At 72.6% G+C, this 23,719-nt stretch carries 19 protein-coding genes and 2 tRNA genes; 6 read left to right on the top strand and 15 right to left on the bottom strand.

Translation table 11 applies throughout. The features are described from left to right. Positions 1-195 precede the first annotated feature (195 nt). Genes GCL84_RS04760 through GCL84_RS04750 form a run of 3 tightly spaced genes read right to left on the bottom strand, consistent with a single transcriptional unit; the run spans position 196 to position 3,044 of the window. Positions 196-1,299: a cystathionine gamma-lyase gene (locus tag GCL84_RS04760; RefSeq protein ID WP_156754115.1), complete on the bottom strand. Its 1,104-nt coding sequence runs from the start codon at positions 1,297-1,299 to the stop codon at positions 196-198. Further along, positions 1,296-2,306 carry an NAD(P)H-dependent glycerol-3-phosphate dehydrogenase gene (locus GCL84_RS04755; RefSeq protein ID WP_156754114.1) on the bottom strand — a complete coding sequence of 337 codons (1,011 nt, stop codon included), beginning with the start codon at positions 2,304-2,306 and terminating at the stop codon, positions 1,296-1,298. The genes GCL84_RS04760 and GCL84_RS04755 overlap by 4 nt, the downstream gene beginning before the upstream one ends. 3 nt (positions 2,307-2,309) lie before the next feature. Beyond that, entirely contained in the window at positions 2,310-3,044 is a 735-nt protein-coding gene (locus GCL84_RS04750; protein WP_156754113.1) for a lysophospholipid acyltransferase family protein, read from the bottom strand. A gap of 99 nt (positions 3,045-3,143) precedes the next feature. On the opposite strand from GCL84_RS04750, the gene cofC reads away from it, so the two are divergent. The 3 genes from cofC to GCL84_RS04735 all read left to right on the top strand — a co-directional run bounded on the left by cofC (position 3,144) and on the right by GCL84_RS04735 (position 6,935). Beyond that, positions 3,144-3,779, top strand: coding sequence for a 2-phospho-L-lactate guanylyltransferase (gene cofC / locus GCL84_RS04745; RefSeq protein WP_235925996.1), 636 nt, complete (start codon positions 3,144-3,146; stop codon positions 3,777-3,779). 80 nt (positions 3,780-3,859) lie between these two features. After that, on the top strand, positions 3,860-6,043 hold the full coding sequence (locus GCL84_RS04740; protein ID WP_156754111.1) for an RNA degradosome polyphosphate kinase: 2,184 nt from the start codon (positions 3,860-3,862) through the stop codon (positions 6,041-6,043). Positions 6,044-6,047: 4 nt separating this feature from the next. Then, a complete protein-coding gene (locus GCL84_RS04735; protein ID WP_156754110.1) occupies positions 6,048-6,935 on the top strand; it encodes an NUDIX hydrolase in 888 nt (295 codons plus the stop codon). 278 nt (positions 6,936-7,213) lie between these two features. Here GCL84_RS04735 and GCL84_RS04730 read toward each other — a convergent pair whose 3' ends face one another. From GCL84_RS04730 to leuC, 3 genes are all read right to left on the bottom strand, one after another. Beyond that, positions 7,214-8,014, bottom strand: coding sequence for an HU family DNA-binding protein (locus tag GCL84_RS04730; protein WP_156754109.1), 801 nt, complete (start codon positions 8,012-8,014; stop codon positions 7,214-7,216). 262 nt (positions 8,015-8,276) lie between these two features. Beyond that, on the bottom strand, positions 8,277-8,879 hold the full coding sequence (leuD, locus tag GCL84_RS04725) for a 3-isopropylmalate dehydratase small subunit (RefSeq protein ID WP_156754108.1): 603 nt from the start codon (positions 8,877-8,879) through the stop codon (positions 8,277-8,279). 11 nt (positions 8,880-8,890) lie between these two features. Further along, on the bottom strand, positions 8,891-10,315 hold the full coding sequence (gene leuC / locus GCL84_RS04720; RefSeq protein ID WP_156754107.1) for a 3-isopropylmalate dehydratase large subunit: 1,425 nt from the start codon (positions 10,313-10,315) through the stop codon (positions 8,891-8,893). Between the two features lie 64 nt (positions 10,316-10,379). Between leuC and GCL84_RS04715 the strand changes: the two genes are divergently transcribed. Beyond that, positions 10,380-11,081, top strand: a complete 702-nt coding sequence (locus GCL84_RS04715) for an IclR family transcriptional regulator (protein ID WP_197523022.1) — start codon at positions 10,380-10,382, stop codon at positions 11,079-11,081. 433 nt (positions 11,082-11,514) lie between these two features. On the opposite strand, the gene GCL84_RS04710 is transcribed toward GCL84_RS04715, so the two are convergent. From GCL84_RS04710 to gltX, 4 genes are all read right to left on the bottom strand, one after another. Next, positions 11,515-11,587 (bottom strand) — tRNA-Glu (locus GCL84_RS04710). Between the two features lie 79 nt (positions 11,588-11,666). After that, positions 11,667-11,738, bottom strand: a tRNA-Gln gene (locus tag GCL84_RS04705). Positions 11,739-11,839: 101 nt separating this feature from the next. Next, positions 11,840-12,664, bottom strand: coding sequence for an HAD family hydrolase (locus GCL84_RS04700; protein WP_235925995.1), 825 nt, complete (start codon positions 12,662-12,664; stop codon positions 11,840-11,842). A gap of 153 nt (positions 12,665-12,817) precedes the next feature. Next, positions 12,818-14,299 (bottom strand): glutamate--tRNA ligase, encoded by a 1,482-nt coding sequence (gene gltX / locus GCL84_RS04695; RefSeq protein ID WP_156754106.1) that lies wholly within the window; start codon positions 14,297-14,299, stop codon positions 12,818-12,820. 103 nt (positions 14,300-14,402) lie between these two features. Here gltX and GCL84_RS04690 point away from each other — a divergent pair, with 103 nt between their 5' ends. Further along, entirely contained in the window at positions 14,403-15,629 is a 1,227-nt protein-coding gene (locus tag GCL84_RS04690) for an FAD-dependent oxidoreductase (protein WP_156754105.1), read from the top strand. A 53-nt stretch (positions 15,630-15,682) separates the two neighbouring features. On the opposite strand, the gene GCL84_RS04685 is transcribed toward GCL84_RS04690, so the two are convergent. The 5 genes from GCL84_RS04685 to serA form a co-directional block, all read right to left on the bottom strand. Continuing rightward, positions 15,683-16,456, bottom strand: a complete 774-nt coding sequence (locus tag GCL84_RS04685) for a fumarylacetoacetate hydrolase family protein (protein ID WP_156754104.1) — start codon at positions 16,454-16,456, stop codon at positions 15,683-15,685. Between the two features lie 9 nt (positions 16,457-16,465). Beyond that, positions 16,466-17,059, bottom strand: coding sequence for a lipoprotein (locus tag GCL84_RS04680; RefSeq protein WP_156754103.1), 594 nt, complete (start codon positions 17,057-17,059; stop codon positions 16,466-16,468). A 30-nt stretch (positions 17,060-17,089) separates the two neighbouring features. Continuing rightward, positions 17,090-18,757: a citramalate synthase gene (gene cimA, locus GCL84_RS04675; RefSeq protein ID WP_156754102.1), complete on the bottom strand. Its 1,668-nt coding sequence runs from the start codon at positions 18,755-18,757 to the stop codon at positions 17,090-17,092. A gap of 292 nt (positions 18,758-19,049) precedes the next feature. Then, positions 19,050-20,084, bottom strand: coding sequence for a 3-isopropylmalate dehydrogenase (locus GCL84_RS04670; RefSeq protein ID WP_156754101.1), 1,035 nt, complete (start codon positions 20,082-20,084; stop codon positions 19,050-19,052). A 238-nt stretch (positions 20,085-20,322) separates the two neighbouring features. Next, positions 20,323-21,918 carry a phosphoglycerate dehydrogenase gene (serA, locus tag GCL84_RS04665; RefSeq protein WP_156754100.1) on the bottom strand — a complete coding sequence of 532 codons (1,596 nt, stop codon included), beginning with the start codon at positions 21,916-21,918 and terminating at the stop codon, positions 20,323-20,325. 916 nt (positions 21,919-22,834) lie between these two features. On the opposite strand from serA, the gene GCL84_RS29605 reads away from it, so the two are divergent. Continuing rightward, positions 22,835-23,719 (top strand): hypothetical protein (locus GCL84_RS29605; protein WP_207710086.1); only part of this gene is annotated, 885 nt, incomplete at its 3' end.

Genomic DNA, 23,719 nt, shown 5'->3' with positions numbered 1-23,719 from the left:
GGATCGGGTGATTCTGTGTGGCCGGGGACCCCTACGACGATCATGTGCGTGAGGGTCAAAAGTGAGGGGAAGGGCACCCTCACGCCCTACCGAGGCTTGCACATGATCGCCTCCCCCAACCACGCAGAACCACCCGATCCAGCCCTTCGGCAGGCCGGGCGCTGGGAGATTCTGGGTGGGGTGTGGTGTTCGGGATCAGAGGGCTTTGCGGATGTCCGCCACCAGGTCCTCGGGGTCCTCGCAGCCGCAGGACAGGCGGAGCAGGCCGGGGCTGACCGCGTCGCCCCAGCGGGCTCGGCGGTCGGCTGAGGTGTGGAGGCCGCCGAAGCTGGTGGCCGACGCTATGAGGGTGGAGCGGGACAGGAACGCCTCGACGGCGGGGGCGTTGTGGAGGGTGAAGGTGATGACGCCGCCGAAGCGGCGCATCTGGCGGGCGGCGATGGGGTGGGCGGGGTCCGCTGCCGCGCCCGGCCAGCGCAGGCCGGTGACGGCCGGGTGTTCGCGCAGGGCTCGGTAGACGGCGGCGGCGTTCTCCGCCTGGCGGGACAGGCGCAGGTCCAGGGTGCCCAGGCCGCGGTGGGCGAGCCAGGCCTCGAAGGGGCCGGGCACGGCGCCGGAGGCGGTGCGCTCGGCGCGCAGGCGGGCGGCCCAGTCGGCGTCGGCGGCGGTGATGTGGCCCAGGACGACGTCGCTGTGGCCCGCCACGGCTTTGGTGTCGCTGGCCACGGTGAAGTCGGCGCCCAGTTCGATCGGGACCTGGCCGAGGGGGGTGGCGGTGGTGTTGTCCACGGCCACCAGCGCGCCCTCGGCGTGCGCCCACTCGGTGATCTCGGCGATGTCGCAGACGTCCAGCCCCGGGTTGGACGGGGTCTCCAGCAGCACCAGCCTCGCCCCGCGCACCAGGTCCGGCGACCACGGCCCGGCCGTGGGGACCTCGCGGACGTCCAGGCCCAGGGCGGACATGTGCTCGCGGACGTAGGAGCGGGCCAGGTAGTAGCCGTCCGAGGGCAGCACGACCGTGTCCCCCGCGCCCAGGACGGTGCGCAGCAGCGAGGAGATCGCCGCCATGCCCGAGGAGTAGGCCACGCTCTCGCCGCCGTCGAGGGAGCCGAGAGCGGACTCCAGGGCCCGCCAGGTCGGGTTGGACGCCCGGCCGTAGAAGTCGGAGCCGTCGGCGTAGTGCGCCAGGTGGTACGGGGCGGCCAGCACCGGTTGCGGGCCGAGCGGGACGCCGGGGACGGCGGGGGCCGAGCCCGCGTGCACGCACCGGGTCCCGTCACCGCGCTGGGGGTTGCTCATCGCTCGCGCTCCGGTTTGGTCTTGCGCCCGATCAGCGCGCCCGCCATCTCTCGGGGGTCGAAGCCGTCGTGGCAGACCCGGTGCACCACCTCGGTGATCGGCATCTCGACGCCGTGGCGCATCGCCAGCTCCCGGATCGACGAGCACGACTTGACCCCCTCGGCGACCTGCCCGTGCGCCGCGGACTGCGCTTGCGCCATGGACTCGCCGCGGCCGAGCCGGGCGCCGAAGGTGCGGTTGCGCGACAGCGGCGAGGAGCAGCTCGCCACCAGGTCGCCGAGCCCGGCCAGGCCCGCGAAGGTCATCGGGTCGGCGCCGAGCGCGGCGCCCAGCCGCGAGGTCTCGGCCAGGCCGCGGGTCATCAGCGTGGCGAGGGTGTTGGCGCCGAAGCCGAGCCCGTCGGCCATCCCGCAGGACAGCGCGATGACGTTCTTGCACGCCCCGCCCAGCTCGCAGCCGACCACGTCGGTGATCGTGTACGGGCGGAAGTAACCGGTGGTGCACGCCTCCTGCAGGGCCACCGCCCGGTCGTGGTCGCGGCAGGCGATCACGGTCGCGGTCGGCTGCTCCTCGGCGATCTCCTTGGCCAGGTTCGGCCCGGACACCACCGCGATCCGGTCCTCCCCCGCGCCGGTGACGTCGGCGATGACCTCGCTCATCCGCTTGAGGGTGCCCAGCTCCACGCCCTTGGCCAGGCTGACCAGGGTGGCGTCGCCGTCGATCAGGCCCGCCCACGCGGTCAGGTTGTGCCGCATGGTCTGGCTCGGCACGCCCAGCACCACCGTGTGCGCGCCGTCGAGCGCCCGGCGCGGGTCCGATGTGGAGGTCAGCCGGTCCGGCAGGGCGATGCCGGGCAGGTAGTCGGCGTTCTCCCGCTTGTCGGTGATCGCCTCGGCCAGGTCGCGCCGCCGCGCCCACAGCACCACGTCGCGGCCCGCGTCGGCCATGACCTTGGCGAACGCCGTGCCCCACGAGCCCGCCCCGAGGACGGCGATGTGCCCAGCCATGGCTCAGCTCCCACTCTCTGCGCTGTCGGTCCGCTCGCGCGCGGCCTGCGTGAAGAACTCCTGCGGCGCCTGCTCCTCGCGCACCTCGGCCAGCAGGTCCCGGACCTGGCCCATCATCAGGTCGGTGACCTCGCGCAGCAGCGCGGCGGTCAGCGGCCTGCCGCGGTGCCCGGACAGGTCGATGGGCGCGCCGAGGGCGGTGACGACCCGCCTGCGCGGGAGGGGGCGGAACCGCTTGCCGTAGCCGTCCCAGATGAGGTTGGTGCCCCAGCGGGCCGCCGGGATGACCGGGACGTCGTTCTCCAGTGCCAGCCGCGCCACGCCCGTGCGGGCGCGCATCGGCCAGCCCGCCGGGTCCCTGGTGATGGTGCCCTCCGGGTAGATCAGCACCAGCTTGCCCTCGCGCAGCGCCGCGTGCGCGGCGCGCAGGCTGTCGGCGGCCATCGCCGAGCCGCGGTAGACCGGGATGCCGCCGCACCCGGCGAGCATCCGGCCGAACAGCGGGACGGAGAACAGCTTGTCCTTGGCCATGAACCGGGGCACCCGCCTGTTGCGGTGCACGAACACGGCGTCGTTGGGTGGGTCGAGGTGCGAGACGTGGTTCATCACCAGCACGGCGCCGCCTGTCGCCGGGAGGTGCTCCACGCCCCGGTACTCCCGCTTGCCCAGCCAGGAGATCGGGTAGAACAGCGCCGCGGCGGCGTTGACCCAGAACCCACTCCGCTCCCGCGTGGCCAACCAGTCCTCCTCACTCGCGATCCGATCCGAAGAGTGTCCATGGCGCGCACCCGCGTGGTCGAGACGGGGTCGGCGTACCGCGCCGGCACTATCGGTGGGGTGCAGTGGCGAGCTGATCTCGTGGTGCCGGTCAAACACCTGGACCGGGCCAAGTCCAGGCTGCGCGGCGCGGCCGAGGGGGGTGTGGCCGGACACCGGGAGCTGGTGCTGGCCATCGTGGGCGACACCGTCGCCGCCGCGCTGGCCAGCCCGGCGGTGCGGCGGCTGCTGGTGGTGTGCGAGGACGAGCGGGTGGTGGCCGCGCTGCGCGGCACCGGCGCCGAGTGCGTCGACGAGCGCGGCCTGCCCGACCTCAACGCGGCGCTGGCCTTCGGCGGCGGGCTGCTGCGCGCCGCCGACCCCGGTTGCGTGGTGGGCGCGCTGCAGGCCGACCTGCCCGCCCTGGCCCCCGGGCAGTTGTCCTCGGCCATCCGGCAGGCGGCGGGCGCGCGCGCGTTCGTGCCCGACCGGGAGGGCACGGGCACCGTCTTGCTGCTCTCGGCGGCGGGTGGTCCGCTGCTGCCCCGGTTCGGGCCGGGATCGGCCGCGGCGCACGGCCGCGACGGGGTCGCGGTCGGGCACGGCAGCGCCGCGCTGCGCTGCGACGTGGACACCGCGGCGGACCTGGCCGACGCCGTCGCGCTGGGCGCCGGACCGCGCACCGCGGCGCTGCGCGCGGCTCGCCCGGCGGGGTGACCGGGGGACTCGCGCAGAATTCACCGGTCGTTCGTCACCAGACGGGCCATCTCGCCGTTCTTGCTGGACAATGAGGTCCCGTGAGCACCAACAGCACCCAGGCCCAGGAGTCCGAGACCGCGCAGGCACCCGACGCGCAGGAGCCCAGGGGTGTGCCGTCGGCCCCGCCCGCGGTCACCCTGCCCGCCGCCGCGGCGACCGACCTGCCCGACGACCGGTACTTCAACCGGGAGCTGTCCTGGTTGGACTTCAACGCCAGGGTGCTGGCGCTGGCCGAGGACTCCTCGCAGCCGCTGCTGGAGCGCGCCAAGTTCCTGGCGATCTACGCCTCGAACCTGGACGAGTTCTACATGGTGCGCGTCGCCGGGCTCAAGCGGCGCAACGAGACGGGTCTGTCGGTGCGCAGCGCGGACGGCCTCACCCCGCGCGAGCAGCTCGCGCAGATCTCCAGCCGCAACCGGGAGCTGGTGGCCCAGCACTCCAAGACGTTCCAGGAGCGGGTGCGCCCGGAGCTGGCCGAGCGCGGCATCCGCATCTCCACCTGGAGCGAGCTGACCGACGCCGAGCGCGAGCGCCTGTCGAAGTACTTCCGCGACCAGGTCTTCCCGGTGCTGACCCCGCTGGCGGTCGACCCGGCGCACCCGTTCCCCTACATCTCCGGCCTGTCGCTGAACCTGGCCGTGACGGTGCGCGACCCGGAGGGCGGCACCGAGCGGTTCGCCAGGGTCAAGGTCCCCGACAACGTGCCGCGCCTGGTGCCCATCGACCGCTCGGCCGACGAGCAGGTGGCGATCTTCCTGCCGCTGGAGGAGCTGATCGCCGCCCACCTCGGCTCGCTGTTCACCGGTATGGAGGTCTCGGAGGTGCACGCCTTCCGGGTCACCCGCAACGCCGACCTGGAGGTCGAGGAGGACCGCGACGAGGACCTGCTGCAGGCGCTGGAGCGGGAACTGGCGCAGCGCCGGTTCGGCCCGTCGGTGCGCCTCGAGGTCTCCGACGACATGAGCGAGCACATGCTCGAGCTGCTGCTGCGCGAGCTCGAGGTGCACCCGAACGACGTCGTGGTGGTGCAGGGCCTGCTGGACCTGACGTTCCTGTGGCAGGTCTACGGCGTGGACCGCAAGGAGCTCAAGGACCCGCCGTTCGTGCCCGCGACGCACCCGGCGTTCGGCGAGCGGGAGACGCCCAAGAGCGTGTTCTCGACCCTGCGCGACGGCGACGTGCTGGTGCACCACCCGTACGACTCGTTCTCCACCAGCGTGCAGCGGTTCATCGAGCAGGCGGCCAGCGACCCGCACGTGCTGGCCATCAAGCAGACCCTCTACCGCACCTCCGGCGACTCCCCCATCATCGACGCGCTGATCGACGCCGCCGAGGCGGGCAAGCAGGTGGTGGCGCTGGTCGAGCTCAAGGCGCGCTTCGACGAGCAGGCCAACATCAAGTGGGCGCGCGCGCTGGAGAAGGCGGGCGTGCACGTGGTCTACGGCCTGGTCGGGCTCAAGACGCACTGCAAGACCGCGCTCGTGGTCCGGCAGGAGGGCTCCACGATCCGCCGCTACTGCCACATCGGCACCGGCAACTACAACCCGAAGACCGCCCGGCTCTACGAGGACGTCGGCCTGCTCACCGCCGACCCGGCGGTCTGCGCCGACCTGACCGACCTGTTCAACGTGCTCACCGGCTACGCCCGCCAGGACGAGTACCGGTCGCTGCTGGTGGCGCCCTACGGGGTGCGGCGCGGCATCGTCGAGCGCATCGAGAACGAGATCGAGCACAAGCGGGCCGGGCGCGCCGCGCACGTGCTCATCAAGGTCAACTCCCTGGTGGACGAGCAGGTCATCGACGCGCTGTACCGGGCCTCGCAGGCCGGGGTCGCGGTGGACGTGGTGGTGCGCGGCATCTGCGCGCTCAAGCCGGGCCTGCCCGGTCTGAGCGAGAACATCCGGGTGCGCTCGATCCTGGGCCGGTTCCTCGAGCACTCGCGGGTGTTCGTCTTCCGCGGCGCGGGCGAGCACTGGATCGGCAGCGCGGACATGATGCACCGCAACCTCGACCGCCGCGTCGAGGTGCAGGTGCGGGTGGCCGACCCGAAGCTGACCAGGCAGCTCGACGACATGTTCGACTCCGCGCTGGACCCGGCCACCCGGTGCTGGGTGCTGACGGCCAAGGGCGACTGGGAGCCCTCGCCCGCCGGTGAGGCGACCGGGTCGCCGGTGCGCGACCACCAGGCCGAGATGCTGCTGCGGCACCGAGCGCTTGGCTGAATCGGTGACCATCCGCGCGGCGGGGGCCGTGCTGTGGCGGGACAGGCAGGAGAGCGGGGCGGGCGGCAGGGCAGGCGGCGTTGAGGTCGCCGTGGTCCACCGCCCCCGCTACGACGACTGGAGCCTGCCCAAGGGCAAGCTGGACAAGGGCGAGACGGCGATCGCCGCGGCGCACCGGGAGGTGGCCGAGGAGACCGGGTTCAGGTCGGTGCTGGGCGGGTTCCTGGCGCGGGTGCGCTACGCCGTCCCGGACGGCGACAAGGTCGTGGACTACTTCACCGCCCGTGCCGGGAGCGGCTCGTTCGCCGAGAACGACGAAGTGGACCGGTTGCGCTGGCTGCCCGTCGCCGAGGCCGCAGGCCTGCTCACCTACCCGCACGACCGCGACGTCCTCGCCCGGTTCGCGGAGCTGGGCGTCGACACGGTGACGGTGCTGCTCGTCCGGCACGCGCACGCGGGCAAGAAGGAGCTGTGGAGCGGGCCGGACGACGAGCGCCCGTTGTCGGCGACGGGCAAGCGCCAGCGCACCGCCCTCAACCGGCTCCTGCCGCTGTTCGGACCCGACCGGGTGCACTCAGTCCCGAAGGAGCGCTGCACGGCCACAGTGGCGCCGCTGGCGGGGCTGCTGGGGGTCCCGGTGACCACGGAGCCGGACCTGTCGGAGCCGACCCACCGCCGGGACGCGGCGGCGGCCGGTGTCCGGCTGCGCGCCATAGCCGCCGCGGGCGGCACGCCGGTGGTCTGCTCGCAGGGCGGTGTCATCCCGGACGTGGTGGCGGAACTGGGCCGGGAGGGCGGCGTCGAGACCGACTCGCGCTGCCGCAAGGGCAGCCTGTGGCTGTTGTCCTTCTCCGACGGCCGATTGGTCTCCGCGCACTACACCGCCCCCTGATCGCCCCCGCGCTGAGCGCATCTCACCATTGCCGCACAGAGCGCTGTCATCGGTTGCCAATTCGCGCGGGTGCGGCCGGGGTGGAAAACTCCCGCGCCTGATCGGCCCGCCCCCGATCGGCCGCGCGGATCAGCCGTTCGAGTCGGCGGCGAACACCGCCGGGCATTCCCCCGGGGCTCGTCGCCCTTTCCCGGGAAGCGCCCGGAACGCGCGAGAGCCCCGCACGGGGGAAGCGTGCGGGGCTCTCGCGGGGTGTCCGTGTCGGACTACCAGCCGCGTTACTTCTTGCGGGTGGTGGTGGTCTTGCGCGCCGCCGAAGTGGTCTTGCGGGCGGCGGAGGTGGTCTTCGCCGCGGTCTTCGGAGCGGCCTTGGCCGCGGTGGTGCGCTTGGCGGCGGTGGTCTTGGCCGCCGGGGTGGCCTTCTTGGCCGCGGTGGTCTTCGCCGCCGTGGTCTTGGCCGTGGTCTTGGCCGGGGTCGCCTTGGCGGTGGTCGCCTTGGCGGTAGTGGCCTTGGCCGCGGTGGTCTTCGCCGCCGTGGTCTTGGCCGGGGTCGCCTTGGCGGCGGTGGCCTTCGGCTTCGCCGTGGTGGCGCGCGTGGTGCGCGTCGTGGTCGCCTTCGTGGCCGCGGGCTTCGCGGCGGCGGCGCGCGACCGCGTCGTGGTCGCCCGGGTGGTGGCCGCGGGCTTCGCGGCGGCGGCACGGGTGCGCGTGGTCGTGGTGGCGCGCGCGGTGGCGGTCCCGGCGGCGGCACGGGTGGCCGTGGTCCGGGCGCCCGCCTTGGCGGCCGTGACCTTCGGCAGCTTCTTGGTGCCGCTCACGACCTCCTTGAAGTGCGTGCCCGCGCGGAAGGCGGGGACGTTGGTCTTCTTCACCTTCACCGTCTCACCGGTGCGCGGGTTGCGCGCGGTGCGGGCGGCGCGGGCGCGCTTCTCGAACACGCCGAAGCCGGTGATGTTGACCTTCTCGCCCTTGTTCACGGTCCGGACGATCACGTCGACGAGTCCGTCGACCGCAGCGCCTGCGGCCTTCTTGTCGCCCAGGCGCTCGGTAAGTGCCTCGATGAGTTGGGCCTTGTTCACCCTTCAGTCCTCCGTAAGAAGCCACACTGCGTTTACGACCCAATCGAGCCGACTTCTCGCCAAGATAGGCCCAAATGCGCGCGATTTCCACGCGACGCGCCCGTTTTTTTCGTTAGCGCTCCCGATCCGTGTCCCGCAGGGGGTGCGAATCGGGGTATTCGGGGGCGTCGCGCGGGGGTGTTCGCTGTGCGGTTGTGGGACTGGGGAAGGGCGCGGGAGGGGCCGGGGACCCGCTGTCGCGCAGCGGATTCCGGCCCCCTTCTCAGGCGCTGGCGAGCGGGGTCGTCACCGGCTTCCAATTGGGCCTGGCCTGCTCGAACGCGTCGATGTCGGCCGCGTGGCGCAGGGTCAGGGAGATGTCGTCGAGGCCTTCGAGCAGCCGCCAGCGGGTGTAGTCGTCCACCAGGAACCGGGCGGTGAAGTCCTTGGCGCTGACGGTCTTCGACTCGAGGTCGACCGTGACCTGCGTCCCAGGCTCGGTTTCGAGCAACTTCCAGAGCTGTTCGACGTCGGACTGCTCGCACTCGGCGGCCAGCAGGCCCTGCTTGCCGGAGTTGCCGCGGAAGATGTCGGCGAACCGGGAGGAGATCACCACCCGGAAGCCGTAGTCGCCGAGCGCCCAGACGGCGTGCTCGCGGGAGGAGCCGGTGCCGAAGTCGGGGCCCGCGACGAGCACGCTGCCCGCCCGGTAGGGCTCCTGGTTGAGCACGAACTGCTCGTCGCCGCGCCAGGCGGCGAACAGGCCGTCCTCGAAGCCGGTCCGGCTCACGCGCTTGAGGTAGACGGCGGGGATGATCTGATCGGTGTCCACGTTGGACCGGCGCAGGGGCACCCCGACGCCGGTGTGGGTGGTGAACGGCTTCATGGTGGGGTACCTCAGTTCAGGGTTCGGGCCTGCTCGGCCAGGTCGGCGGGGGACGACAGCGTGCCGCGTACGGCCGTGGCCGCCGCGACCAGCGGCGACACCAGGTGGGTGCGCCCGCCCTTGCCCTGGCGGCCCTCGAAGTTGCGGTTCGATGTGGACGCGCTGCGCTCGCCGGGGGCCAACTGGTCGGGGTTCATGCCCAGGCACATGGAGCAGCCCGCCTGCCGCCACTCGGCTCCGGCGTCGAGGAAGACCGCGTCCAGCCCCTCCCGCTCGGCCTGCGCGCGCACCCGCATCGAGCCGGGCACCACGAGCATCCGCACGCCCTCGGCGACCCTGCGGCCCTTGATGACCTCGGCGGCGGCCCGCAGGTCCTCGATGCGGCCGTTGGTGCAGGAGCCGAGGAACACGGTGTCGACGCTGATGTCGCGCAGCGGGGTGCCGGGGGTCAGGTCCATGTACGACAGGGCCTTCTCGGCGGCGAAGCGCTCGTTCTCGTCGGCGATCAGCTCCGGGTCGGGCACCGCGGCCGACAGCGGCAGGCCCTGGCCGGGGTTGGTTCCCCAGGTGACGAACGGGGTCAGCGCCTCGGCGTCGATGACGACCTCGGCGTCGAAGACCGCGTCGTCGTCGGTGCGCAGCTCGCGCCACGCCTCGACCGCGGCGTCCCACTCGGCGCCCTCCGGCGCGTGCGGGCGGCCCTTGAGGTAGTCGAACGTGGTGTCGTCGGGGGCGATCATCCCGGCGCGCGCGCCCGCCTCGATGGACATGTTGCAGACCGTCATGCGGGCCTCCATCGAGAGTTTCTCGATGGCCGGGCCGCGGTACTCCAGGACGTAGCCCTGCCCGCCGCCGGTGCCGATCTTGGCGATGACGGCGAGGATGACGTCCTTGGCGGTGACCCCGGGGGCGAGGTCGCCGGTGACGGTGACCGCCATGGTCTTGAATGGGCGCAGCGGCAGCGTCTGCGTGGCGAGCACGTGCTCGACCTCGCTGGTGCCGATGCCGAACGCCAGCGCGCCGAACGCGCCGTGCGTGGAGGTGTGGCTGTCGCCGCACACCACGGTCGTGCCGGGCTGCGTGAGGCCCAACTGCGGCCCCACCACGTGCACGATGCCCTGTTCGACGTCGCCCATCGAGTGCAGCCGCACGCCGAACTCGACGCAGTTCTTGCGGAGGGTCTCGACCTGGGTGCGCGAGACCGGGTCGGCGATCGGGAGGTCGATCCCGATCGTCGGGACGTTGTGGTCCTCGGTCGCTATCGTCAGGTCGGGCCGCCGCACGGGTCGACCGGCCAGCCGGAGGCCGTCGAAGGCCTGCGGGCTCGTCACCTCGTGCACGAGGTGCAGGTCGATGTAGAGCAGGTCGGGTTCGGCGCCGTCGCCGCGCCGCACCACGTGCTGTTCCCAGACCTTCTCAGCGAGCGTTTTGCCCATCGCTCATCACCATCAGCTTCCCACGGACTGGACTTCCCATATAACGGGAAAGTAGTATCGAGACGTGGGACAGCATAGCGGCATCGGAGTTCTGGACAAGGCAATGGCCGTCTTGCAGGCGGTGGCCAAGGAACCCTGCGGCCTGGCCGAGTTGTGCGCCAAGACCGGCCTGCCCCGGGCGACGGCGCACCGCCTGGCGGTGGGCTTGGAGGTGCACCGGCTCCTGCGCAGGGGCACCGACGGCAGGTGGCGGCCCGGCGCCGCCCTCGCGGAGCTGGCGGGCGGGGCGACCGACCCCCTCCTGGACGCGGCGACGGCGGTCCTCCCCCGCCTGCGCGACCGCACAGGCGAGAGCATCCAGCTCTACCGCCGAGACGGCCTGCACCGCATCTGCGTCTGCTCCGCCGAACCCCCCAGCGGCCTGCGCGACACCGTCCCGGTAGGCGCACGACTCCCCATGACCGCGGGCTCCGGCGCCAAGGTCCTCGCCGCCTGGGCCGACCCCGCCACCCAGCGCAGCCTCCTGGCCGACGCCGTCTTCGGCGAACGAGCCCTCCTGGAAGTCAGGCGAAGGGGCTGGGCCCAATCCGTCGCCGAACGCGAACCAGGCGTAGCCAGCGTCAGCGCCCCCGTACGAGACGCCCAGGGCCAAGTAGTGGCCGCCGTCTCCGTCTCCGGCCCCATAGACCGCATGGGCCGCCGCCCCGGCGCCCGCTGGGCCGCCGACCTCCTAGCCGCCGCCGACGCCCTCCAAAACCGCCTCTAGCCCCCCACCCCAAAGCCGGATGATTTGCTTAGGCAGCTCGTTGGGGTGAATCACCTTGCCCGGGGCCCCTACGACGATCATGCGCAGCGGGAGGGAAAAGGTCGGGCTGAAAAGACGCCCTCCCGCGCAAGGCAGCTCGGCACATGATCGCCTCCCCCAGACAAGCCAATCCACCCCAACGAGCACACACGTTGCCGACCGGCGGTTTGGTGGGTGGTGACGCTGCCTCAAGGGCAAAAGCAGGGGCGGATGCCGGTTGTGAGGATGGGCACGCCGCCACCCACCCACCCCAATCCCGCTATCCCTAAACCTGGGCTCCGCCCCCGCCACCCGCAGCCAACCGCACCGTGGGGGTCTGGGGGGTCGCCCCCCAGATACAACGCGGAAGAGGCCCCTACCTGCGCTTTTTGCAGGTAGGGGCCTCCAGCCTCTGTAGCCCCGACGGGATTCGAACCCGCGCTACCGCCTTGAGAGGGCGGCGTCCTAGGCCGCTAGACGACGGGGCCCTAGAACAAGTGAGAACTTCTGGTTTGTTCTCTGTGTTGCTGGGAGAGACTCTAGCAGGTGGGCTAGAGGGCTCTTCCGCTGGGGTACCAGGACTCGAACCTAGACTAACTGAACCAGAATCAGTCGTGCTGCCAATTACACCATACCCCAATGGTTTCGCGTTCTTGGCCGCTGGATCTCTCCGGTTGGCCTGTCCCGCTTACCGGAGAAGATGTTAGACCACGGGGCCCGGGGAAGTGAAATCGGGGGGTCTACCTCGGTCCGGGGAGTGTTCCACCGCTGGTCAGGCTGGGGGTGCGGTAGTCGGTGACCAGCAGGGCGGGCAGGTCGGCCAGGGAGTCGAGGACGGGGACGCCCGCGGCCCGGGGGCCCTCGCCGGTGCGGTCGAGCCAGACGCCGTGCAGGCCCGCGTCGCGGGCGGCGTGGGCGTCGAGGTCGAGGCGGTCGCCGATGTGGAGGGTGCTGGCCGGGGGGACGCCGAGTTGGTCGCAGGCGGCGTGGAAGATCACCGGGTCCGGTTTGGCCGCGCCGGTGGCCGCGGGGCTGACGACGGCGTCGAAGAAGCGGCCGAGGCCGAGGTCGGCCAGGCGGGCGCGCTGGTGCGGACTGGTGGCGTTGGTGACCGCGCCGATGCGCAGGCCCGCGGCGCGCAGCCAGTCCAGGCACGGGATGGTGTCGGAGAACAGCCGCCAGGCGCCGCGCATCTGGGCCAGGCGGCGGTCCTCGAGCACCGCGACGGCCTCGTCGTCGACGAGGGCGCCGAGGTCGGCGAGGAAGGCCTTGGTGCGCAGGCGGCGCATGGTGTCGTAGTCGTACTCCCCGGCCACGGCGCGGGCGTGATGCTCGTCGGTGACCCGCTGCCAGGCGGTCCACATGTCGTCGCGGTCGATGAGCCTGCGCACGGCGGCGCGGGCGGAGCCGGTGAAGTCGATCAGGGTGTCGTCGATGTCCAGGCAGACGGCGGCGATCAGCGGCGGGGCGCTGGCGAGTGGGGCCGGGCGGGGCGCTCGCGCCTCCCGTTCGGGGACGGCGCGGGCCATCCGGGACAGGGGGATGGGCGCGAGCGGTGATCTCATTACGCGAGGCTAGAACCGGCGGTGGGGCCGCCGATTCGTCTGCCCGGGTGGAGTTGGCCGTTCTGACACGGTCAAGCGCGAGCGCCCCGCGACAGACGGGGAGGTCTATCGCGGGGCGTTCGACTCGCGTTACTGGTTCACTAGATTGTGTTGCTAGGGAAGCGCTTTGCGCAACCGTCCCAACGAGCTCTCGCGGCCCAGCAGCTCCATGGACTCGTACAGGGGCGGTGACACGGTGCGACCGGTGACCGCCACTCGAACGGGTCCGAACGCCTTGCGGGGCTTGAGTCCCAGACCGTCGACGAGAGCGCCCTTGAGCGCTTCCTCAATGGCGGCGGTGGTCCACTCCGGCAACGCCTCGAGCGCGGCGACGCTCGCCTCGAGGACGGGTTTGGCGTCCGGTCCCAGGTTCTTGGCCGCGGCGTCGGCCTCCGGTGCGAAGTCCTCGCCCGCGAACAGGAACGCGACCATGCCCACGGCGTCGGAGAGCACCACGAGGCGCTCCTGCACCAGCGGCGCGATGGCGTCCACAGTGGCCCGCTGCGCGGCGGTGGGCGCCTCGGGGAGGACTCCCCCCGCGCTCAGGTGCGGCAGCACGCGCTCGACGAACTCCCCGACCGGCAGGCGGCGCAAGTGGTCGGCGTTGATCGCCTCGGCCTTCTTGAGGTCGAAGCGGGCCGGGTTCTGGCTGACCTTGCCGATGTCGAAGGCCGCGACCATCTCGGCCATGCTGAACACGTCGCGGTCCTCGGCGATCGACCAGCCCAGCAGCGCCAGGTAGTTGAGCATGCCCTCGGGCACGAAGCCGCGGTCGCGGTAGGCGAACAGGTTGGACTGCGGGTCGCGCTTGGACAGCTTCTTGTTGCCCTCGCCGCGCACCAGGGGCATGTGCCCGAAGTGCGGCGTGAACTCCGACACGCCCACCCGCTGCAGCGCCTCGTGCAGGGCGATCTGGCGCGGGGTCGAGGGCAGCAGGTCCTCGCCGCGCAGCACGTGCGTGATCTTCATCAACGCGTCGTCGACCGGGTTCACCAGCGTGTAGAGCGGCTGGCCGTTGGCGCGCACCAGGACCGGGTCGGGCACGCTGCCCGCCGGGAAGGTGATCTCGCCGCGGACCAGGTCGGTGAAGGCGATGGGGCGGTCGGGCATGCGCAGCCGCAGCACCGGCTCGCGGCCCTCGGCGCGGTGGGCGGCGCGCTGGTCCTCGGTGAGGGCGCGGTCGAAGTTGTCGTAGCCCAGCTTGGGGTCCTGGCCCGCCGCCCTGCGCCGCGCCTCGACCTCCTCGTTGGTCGTGTACGACTCGTAGAGCTCGCCCGCGGCTGTCAGCTTGGCGACCACGTCCGCGTAGAGGTCCGACCGCTGGCTCTGGCGGTAGGGGCCGTGGTCGCCGCCGACCTCGACCCCCTCGTCCCAGTCGAGGCCCAGCCAGCGCAGGCCCTCGATGATCGCGGCGTAGCTCTCCTCGGAGTCGCGCGCGGCGTCGGTGTCCTCGATGCGGAAGACGAGTTGGCCGCCCGCGTGCCGGGCGAAGGCCCAGTTGAACAGCGCGGTGCGGATGAGCCCGACGTGCGGGGTGCCCGTCGGCGACGGGCAGAAGCGGGCTCGGACTGGGGTGGTGGCGTCTGGAGTGCTCATGGCCCGGTCAGCGTATCCCTGCCGGTCCGCCTTGACCCCGCCGGAGGCCGGGTGCACCATGAAGTTATTCAACGAGCGTTGAATAACCAGCCGAGGAGGGGACATGACCGACACCGACGTCGTGGTCGCGGGCGGCGGGCCCGCGGGTGTGGTGGCCGGGCTGCTGCTGGCCAGGGCGGGCATCCGGGTGACCGTGCTGGAGAAGCACGCCGACTTCCTGCGCGACTTCCGCGGCGACACCGTGCACCCGCCGACCCTCGACCTGATCGACGCGCTGGGCCTGGGCGAGCGGTTCCGCCGCATCCCGCAGAGCCGCATCGACAGCGTGCGGGTGCCCGTCCCCGGCGGGTCGGTGCGCACGGCCGACCTGAGCGCGCTGCCCGGCCCCAACAACTTCATCGCGATGGTCCCGCAGTGGGACCTGCTGAACCTGCTCGCCGAGGCCGCGGCCGAGGAGCCCACCTTCGCGCTGCGGATGGACACCGAGGCGACGGGCCTGCTGCGGGCCGGGAGCCGGGTCACCGGCGTCGCCTACCGCACCACCGGGGGCGAGACCGGCGAGCTGACCGCCGCGCTGACCCTGGCCTGCGACGGCCGCACGTCGGTCCTGCGCGCCGACGCCGCCCTGCCCACCCGCGGCTACCCCGTGCCGATGGACGTCTGGTGGTTCCGCGTCCCCCGGCACGACAGCGACCCCAGCGGCGTGGTCCCGGTCATCAGCGGCGCCCGCCAGGTCATCCTGATCGACCGCGGCGACTACTGGCAGGCGGCGTGCCTGATCGCCAAGGGCAGCGACGCCCCGGCCCGCGCAGGCGACGTCGGCGCCATCATGCGCGACGTGGCCGCCTCGGCCCCGTGGCTGGCCGACCGGGTGGACGCGCTGGCGTCGTGGGACGAGGTGAAGGTGCTCGACGTCAAGCTGGACCGCCTCACCCGCTGGCACCGCGACGGCCTGCTGTGCCTCGGCGACGCCGCGCACGCGATGTCACCGGTCGGCGGGGTGGGCATCAACCTGGCCGTGCAGGACGCCATCGCCGCCGCCCGGCTGCTCGCGGGCCCGCTGGCCAGGGGCGAGCTGACCGAGCGCGACCTGGCCAGGGTCCAGCGCCGCAGGCTGCTGCCGACGCTGGCGGTCCAGGGCTTGCAACGGGTCCTGCACCGCAAGGTCGTCGCGCCCACCGTGGCGGGCGAGGTCGACGTCGTCGGCGGGGCCGAGCCGCCCGCGGTCCTGCGGCTGTTCGCCCGGTTCCCGGCGCTGAGCCGGATCCCCGCGCAGGTGGTCGGCCGGGGGCTGCGCAACGAGCCGGTGCCGGGGTTCGCGCGGCGCTGACGCGCCGGAGGGGCTGTCCCGGGTGGGAACAGCCCCTCGTCCGAGGAGTCGGGTCAGCGCTTGGCGACGGTGTTGGTCAGCGTGCCGATGCCGGAGATCGACACCGACACGCTCTGCCCGGCGGTCATCGGGCCGACGCCCGCGGGGGTCCCGGTGAGGATGACGTCGCCGGGCAGCAGGGTCATCACGCTCGAGACCCACTCGACGATCTCGGGGATGCTGTGCAGCAGGAACGCCGTGGAGGAGTCCTGCTGCACCACACCGTCCAGAGTGGTCTTGATGTCCAGGTCGCCCGGGTCGATCCCGGTCTGGATCCACGGGCCGAGCGGGCAGAACGAGTCGTGCGACTTGGCCCTGGTCCACTGCCCGTCGTGCGCCTGCTGGTCGCGGGCGGTCACGTCGTTGGCGATGGTGTAGCCCAGGATCGCGCGGTGGGCGTTGGCCGCGGTCACCCCGCGCGGGCTCGGGTTCATCACCAGCGCCAGCTCGCCCTCGAAGTCCACCCTGGTGGAGTCGGCGGGCAGCCGGATGACCTCGTTGTGCCCGATGACCGAGGTCGAGGGCTTCATGAAGATGACCGGGTCGGCGGGCGCCTGCCCGCCCATCTCCGCGGCGTGGTCGGCGTAGTTCTTGCCGATGCAGACGACCTTGCTGGGCAGCGTCGGCGCCAGCAGCCTGCAGTCGGCCAGCGGCCAGGACCGGCCGGTGAAGACCGGGGTGCCGAACGGGTGGTCGGCGATCTCGCGGGCGACCTGGTCGGCGCCCTCGCCCTCCAGGGACACGAACGCGAGGCCGCCTTGCGGATGGGCAATTCGAGCGATACGCACGGGGAAACCCTAACGCTCGATCGGTGTCAGGCTGTCCTTGGCCAGCAGGTAGCCGGGGAGCGCCTTGGCGTAGGCGTCCGGGGAGCCGGCGTCGACCGAGACCACCAGGGTGCGCAGCGGGGTGGCGACGGCGAAGGCGCGGCCGCGCGCGCCCTCGCCCGCCTTGGCGAAGGTGAGTTCCACGCCCGAGCCCTCGCCCACGGTGGACTCGCGGTAGGCCGGGTCGGAGATGGAGCCCTCGCCCTGGATGAAGCGCTCCAGCGCGCCGCGCGGGGAGCTGCCGGGTTCGGAGCCCACCCAGACCCTGAGCACGCCGTGCGGCGAGGTGACCGCGCACTCGGCGGCGAGGCCGTCGCGGGCCTCGCCGTTGCCCGAGTTCGCGGACCAGCCCTCGGCGACGGTGAAGGTGAACGGCAGCGGGCAGGTGCCGGGGGTGTCGACCTCCGCCGAGCCCTCGGCCGGTTTCACCTGATCGAGCCACACGTCGGACTCGTCGGCGACGGCGCTGGGCGCCGGGGGTGGCGCCGAGGCCTCCTGCGCCTGTCCCCCGCACCCGGCCAGCGCCGCGCTTGCGAACAGCACACCTGCGAGTCGCGCCTTCATCCCCGACTGCCTCCTCCTCGAAGGGGCGGCCTACCCGCGCAGGCCGCCCGCGCCGACCCCGGACCGCACCCGCAGCGCCTTGTGCGCCAGCGCGTCGCAGAGGGCCAGCCAACTGGCCTCCACGATGTTGCCGTGGACACCGACGGTGGTCCACTCGAGCTCGCGGTCCGAGGACTGGACCAACACCCTGGTGACGGCGTCGGTGCCGTGTTGGGTTGCACGGGGTCCCCCGGTGAGGATGCGCACCTTGTAGTCGGTCAGTTCCAGGTCGTGCACCCACGGCAGGTGCGGGGCCAGCGCCTGGCGCAGCGCGGCGTCGAGGGCGTGCACCGGGCCGTTGCCCTCGGCGGTGGCGATGACCCGGTGGCCCGCGACGTGCACCTTCACCGTGGCCTCGGAGACGACCTCGCCGCCGATGTGGTGGTCGAGGATGACCCGGTAGGACTCCAGCTCGAAGGGCAGCGCGGTGCCGGGCGCGCTCGGGTCGAGCACCGCGATCTCGCCGCGCAGCAGCAGTTCCAGCGACGCGTCGGCGGCCTCGAACGACCAGCCGCGCGCCTCCAGGTCCTTGACCTTGCGCAGCGCGCTGTCGACGGCCTCGGGCCGGTCGGACAGGTCGACGCCGAGCTCGTGGCCCTTGAGCTCGAGGCTGGCCCGGCCCGCCATCTCGGTGACCAGCACGCGCATGTCGTTGCCGACGACCTGCGGGTCGATGTGGTTGTAGAGCAGCGGGTCGACCTTGATGGCGCTGGCGTGCAGGCCCGCCTTGTGCGCGAACGCCGACTGCCCGACGTAGGCCTGGTGGGTGTCCGGGGAGATGTTGGCCAGCTCCGCCAGCGCGTGCGAGACCCGCGACATCGCGGCGAGGCCGCCCGCGGGCAGCACGTCCATGCCGAGCTTGACGGCCAGGTTTCCCAGGACGGGGAACAGGTCGGCGTTGCCCGCCCGCTCGCCGTACCCGTTGGCGGTGCACTGCACGTGCGTCGCCCCGGCCTGCACGGCGGCGATGGTGTTGGCCACGGCGCACGCGGTGTCGTCCTGGCAGTGGATGCCCACCCGGAAGCCGGTGCGCGCGATGACCTCGCCCACCGTGTCGGCCAGCCCCAGCGGCAACTGCCCGCCGTTGGTGTCGCACAGGACCACCACGTCGGCGCCCGCCTCGACCCCGGCGCCGAGCACCCGCAGCGAGGTGTCCGGGTCGAAGGCGTACCCGTCGAAGAAGTGCTCGGCGTCGAGGAACACCCGCCGCCCCTCGGCCACCAGCACCCGGACGGTGTCCGCGACCATCGCCACGGCCTCGTCGACGTCGGTGCGCAGCGCCCGCTCGATGTGCCGCCGGTCCGATTTGGCCACCAGCGTCACCACGGGCGCCTGGGCGGCCAGCAGCGCCTGCACCTGCGGGTCCTTGGCCGCGTTCGAGTTCGCCCGCCGGGTGGACCCGAACGCCACCAGGACCGCGTGCCGCAGGTCCAGCTCCCCCGCGGCGGCGCGGGCGAAGAACTCGGTGTCCTTGGGCATCGCCCCCGGCCACCCGCCCTCGATGTAGCCCACCCCCAGGTCGTCGAGCAGCCGGGCGGCGGACAGCTTGTCGGTCACCGAGTAGGAGATCCCCTCCCGCTGCGCCCCGTCGCGCAGGGTGGTGTCGTAGACGTGGAAGGAGTCGCCGAGCGGTGTACCGGCCGGGGTCGTGCGGGTCACGGAAAGCTCCTGGGATCTGGGTTCTGGCGCGGTGGGCGGACTTCTGGGCAAACAAAAAGACCCCCCGCTGGGATGCGAGAGGTCTGCGCGTCGGGGCGTCCCGGGTGGGGAGTCAGCCGACGCGCTCATCGATAATGGTGTTCAGGGCAGTGTGAGCCACGTTGCGACTATGGCACGCCACGAGCGCCGGTACCAGTCCCGGGCCCGATATCCCACCTTCTGGGCAACGCCGCGCACGGCTGAGGCCCGCCCCCAGTGTTCGGGGACGGGCCTCAGCCGGTGGAGATGTCGCTCAGGTGCGCACGTTGGACGACACCAGGGCGGCGAGCCGGTCGCCGATGGCGAAGGTGCCGCCGGGCGAGTTGTGGTCGCGGGTGGCCAGGTCGAAGGCCACCGACGCCTCGATCCGGCGGGCGGGCTCGGACTCGCCGAGGTGGTCGAGCAGGAGCGCGACCGACAGCACCGCGGCGGTCGGGTCGGCGATGCCCTGGCCCGCGATGTCCGGGGCGGAGCCGTGCACCGGCTCGAACATCGACGGGTTGCGGCGGGTGATGTCGAGGTTGCCGCTGGCCGCGAGGCCGATGCCGCCGGTCACCGCGGCCGCGAGGTCGGTCAGGATGTCGCCGAAGAGGTTGTCGGTGACGATGACGTCGAAGCGGCTGGGGTCGGTGACCATGTGGATCGTGGTCGCGTCCACGTGCTGGTAGGCCACGGAGACGTCCGGGTGCTGCAGGGACACCTCCTCCACCACGCGCGACCACAACGACCCGGCGTGGGTGAGCACATTGGTCTTGTGGACCAGGGTCAGGTGCTTGCGCGGACGGGCGGCGGCCCGGGAGAACGCGTCCCGGACGACCCGCTCGACGCCGAAGGAGGTGTTGACGCTGACCTCGGTGGCGATCTCGTGCGGGGTGTCCTTGCGCAGCAGGCCGCCGTTGCCCGCGTACAGGCCCTCGGTGCCCTCCCGGACGACCAGCATGTCGATCTCGCCCGGGTCGACCACCGGGCTCTTCACCCCCGGGTAGAGCCGCGCCGGGCGCAGGTTCACGTGGTGGTCGAGCTCGAAGCGCAGCCGCAGCAGCAGTCCGCGCTCGAGGATGCCACTGGGCACCGACGGGTCGCCGACCGCGCCGAGGAGGATGGCGTCGTGGTCGCGCAGCTCGCCGAGCACGGACTCCGGCAGCAGCTCCCCCGTCGCGTGCCACCTCGCCGCGCCCAGGTCGTAGCGGGTGATCTCGGCGGTCGGTATGACCTCGCCCAGCACCTTCAGTGCCTCGGCGATCACTTCCGGCCCGATCCCGTCACCTGGGATCACCGCGAGCCGCATGCACACACCTCCCGGGGTATCGGCCCGAACTGTCAGGCCCTGGTAGTCGAACGAAGGCTACCGGCAAGCCGCCCGGTCGCCGCACCTCGCCACCTGTTCAGGTGGTTTCGAGACGTGTTCGGGACCGTCTCAGGACACGAACGGTGCCCGGATCGCGTGTCAACTCACCGATCCGGGCACCGTCATCGTGCGTGTCCGCATCCCAACGACTGGGAAGCACGAGCGGTCCCGGCAGGCGTCAGCCCAAGTCGATCGCGCGCACGATGGTGGCGCCGACGGCCGCGCCGATGGAGTCCACCACCGCCGCGTCGACCGCGCGGTCCACGCGCAGCAGCATGACCGCGTCGGTGCCCTCGGTGGTCTGGCTGATCTGCGCGGCGTCGATGTTCACGCCCGCCTCGCCGAGCAGGGTGCCGACGGTGCCCATCACGCCGGGGCGCTCCGAGTACTCCAGCAGCAGCACGTTGCCCTGCGCGCGCAGGTCGAACGCGCGGCCGTGCACCTCGATGAGCTTCTCGGACTGGTCCCAGCCCGACAGCGTGCCGCCCACGGTGAGCGTCGAGCCGTCGGCGTAGACGCCCTGCAGGGTCACGGCGCTGCGGTGGTTGGGGCTCTCGGTCTCGGTGACGACCTCGACGGCCACCCCGCGCGTCTCGGCGATGCGCAGCGCGTTGACGAAGGTCACCTGCTCGTCGACGATGCCCGCGAACACCCCGCGCAGCGCGGGCAGCGACAGCACCGACACGTCCTCGGACGACAGCTCGCCGCGCACCCGCACGGTGATCGAGGTCGGGGCCTTGGCGCCCAGCGCGGTCAGCACGGTGCCCAGCTTCTGGGTCAGCGGCAGGTACGGGCGCACCTCCTCGCCGACGGCGCCGCCCGCGACGTTGACCGCGTCCGGCACGAAGTCGCCGCGCAGCGCGGCCTTGACCGAGTGCGCCACGTCGGTGCCCGCGCGGTCCTGCGCCTCGGCGGTCGAGGCGCCCAGGTGCGGGGTGACCACGACGCCGGGCACGCCGAACAGCGGGCTCTCGGTGGTCGGCTCGGTGCTGTAGACGTCGATGCCCGCGCCGCCGACCTGGCCTGAGCGCACCGCGTCGGCCAGCGCCTGCTCGTCGATCAGCCCGCCGCGCGCGGCGTTGACGACGATGACGCCCTTCTTGGTCAGCGCCAGCTTCTCCGCGCTGATCAGGCCCTTGGTCTCCGGCGTCTTGGGCAGGTGCACGGAGATGAAGTCGGCGCGGCCCAGCAGGTCGTCGAGCTCCACGAGCTCGATGCCCAGCTGCGCGGCCCGCGCCGGGGAGGCGTAGGGGTCGTAGGCGACGATCGTCGTGCCGAAGGCGGCCAGGCGCTGCGCGAAGAGCTGCCCGATCTTGCCCAGGCCGACGACGCCGACGGTCTTGCCCGACACCTCGACCCCGGAGAACGAGCTGCGCTTCCACTGACCCTCCTGCAGGGTCTGGTGCGCGGCCGGGATCTGCCGGGCGGCGGCGAGCAGCAGCGCCACGGCGTGCTCGGCGGCGGAGACGATGTTCGACGTCGGCGCGTTGACCACGAGCACCCCGCGGTCGGTGGCGGCCCGCACGTCGACGTTGTCCAGGCCGACCCCGGCGCGCGCGACCACCTTGAGGGTCTCGGTCGCCTTGAGCACCTCGGCGTCCACCTGGGTCGCCGACCGCACCAGCAGCGCGTCGGCGGAGGCGACCGCCTCCAGCAGCGCGGGCCGGTCGGTCCCGTCGACGTGGCGGACGTCGAACTCGTCGCCGAACACGTCGAGCACGGACGGCGCGAGCTTTTCGGCGAGGAGGACGACGGGGCGGCTCGTAGTTGTCACGCGAAGCTCCTGTGCTGACAGCAAGTTTGGGTTCGGTTACCACTCTGTAACCGTGCAGAGTCTAGGCCGGTCACTGAACCGTTCCACCGCAGGGTGACCCGCCCCACCCTCACTCCCCGATCACAGGTGGCGCGGTGAAGTCCGCGTTGCCGAACACCTCGTCGTCCTCTCCCCGCACCAGGAAGGTCGGCCGCTTCTTGGGTTCTTCCTTGGGGAACGCGGAATCGTCGGGCGGCTCGGGGCGCAGGTGCGCGGGCGAGATGCCGGTGGCCCCGACCCCTGAGCCGACGGGGCCGAAGCTCGCGGGGGTGAAGGAGGCGGGTGGGGGCGGGGGGAGGGTGGAGATGACCGCGGGTGGGGGGAGGTCGCGCGGGGGCGGGGCGGGGCGGTGGCGTGGGGGGTTCTGGACGCCGGTCCGGTGCTGCTCCTGGGGCGGGGCGGTCTGCGGGCGGGCCGGGCCGCTGTTGGTCCGCTGTGGCTGTTCAGGCCGGGAGCGGCTGAGGTTGCCGCCGGTCTGCGGGCGGGCCGGGCCGTTGCTGCCGCGCTGCTGGCCTGCTTGAGACGAGCCGTGGCCGCCGTCAGCATGTGGCAGGGGGTGGGGGCCAGTCCGCGGCTGGCCGTGACCGCCGTCGGGGTGCTGGCTCGGGGGTGGGGGCGAGCCAACCGGGGGGCGGGCAGGCCTCCCGTTGCCACGCTGCTCGGGGCCGAGGCTGCCACCGGCATGTTGCTGAGGTTGGGAACCGGTCCGCGATGGACCGCGGCTGTTGTCGGCGTGCTGGCTCGGGAGCGGGGTCGAGCCAACCGGAGGCCGGGCAGAGCCGCCCTCGCCCCGCTGCTCGGGACGGAAACCAGTCCGCGGCGGGGCAAGGCGGCCCTCGGCGTGCCGCTGGGGCTGGGAACCGACCTGGGACGAGCCGTGGCGGCCGTCCACATGCCGCTGCGGGTTGGGCGGCGAGCCAAGGCGGCCATCGACGTGCTGCTGGGGCTGGGCACCAGCCTGTGCCGTGCCGTGGCGGCCTTCCGCGTGTCGCTGGGGGCGAGAGCCGGTCCGTGCCTGGCCATGGCCACCATCGGCGGGCTGGTTCGGGAGCGGGGTCGAGCCCACCGAAGGGCGGGCAGAGCGCCCGTCGCCATGCTGCTCGGGGCGGGGACCGGTTCGCGACTGGGCATGGCCGCTGTTGGCGGGCTGGTCCAGGAACGGGGTCGAGCCGCTGTCGCCACGCTGTTCGAGGCGGGAATCGGTCCCCGACTGGGCATGGCTGCCATCGGCGTGCTGGTTCAGGGACGGAGTCGAGCCCACCGAAGGGCGGGCAGAGCCGCCGTCGCCACGCTGCTCAGGGCGGGGGCCGGTCCACGACGGACGGTGGCCGCCATCAGCGGGCTGGATCACGAGCGGGATCGAGCCCGCCGAAGGGCGGGCAGGGCCGCCGTCGCCGCCCTGCTCAAGGCGGGGACCGGGCCGCGACTGGGAGTTGCCGTCATCAGCGTGCTGGATCACGAGCGGGACAGAGCCCGCCGAAGGGCGGGCAGAACCGCCATCGCCACGCTGCTCAAGGCGAAAATCGGGCCGCGACTGGCCATGGCCGCCATCAGCGGGCTGGATCGGGAGCGGGGCAGAGCCCACCGAAGTGCGGACAGAGCCGCCGTCACCACGCTGCTCAGGGCGGGGACCGGTCCGAGGCGAACCGTGGCCGCCATCGGCGGGCTGGGTCAGGGGCGGGGTCGAGCCCCCCGAAGAGCGGGCAGAACCGCCATCGCCACGCTGCTCAAGGCGAAAATCGGGCCGCGACTGGCCATGGCC

The organism is Actinokineospora pegani (genome assembly GCF_009745975.1).
In the GTDB taxonomy this organism is placed as follows: Bacteria; Actinomycetota; Actinomycetes; order Mycobacteriales; family Pseudonocardiaceae; genus Actinokineospora; species Actinokineospora pegani.
This window is presented reverse-complemented; position numbering and strand designations above follow the sequence as displayed.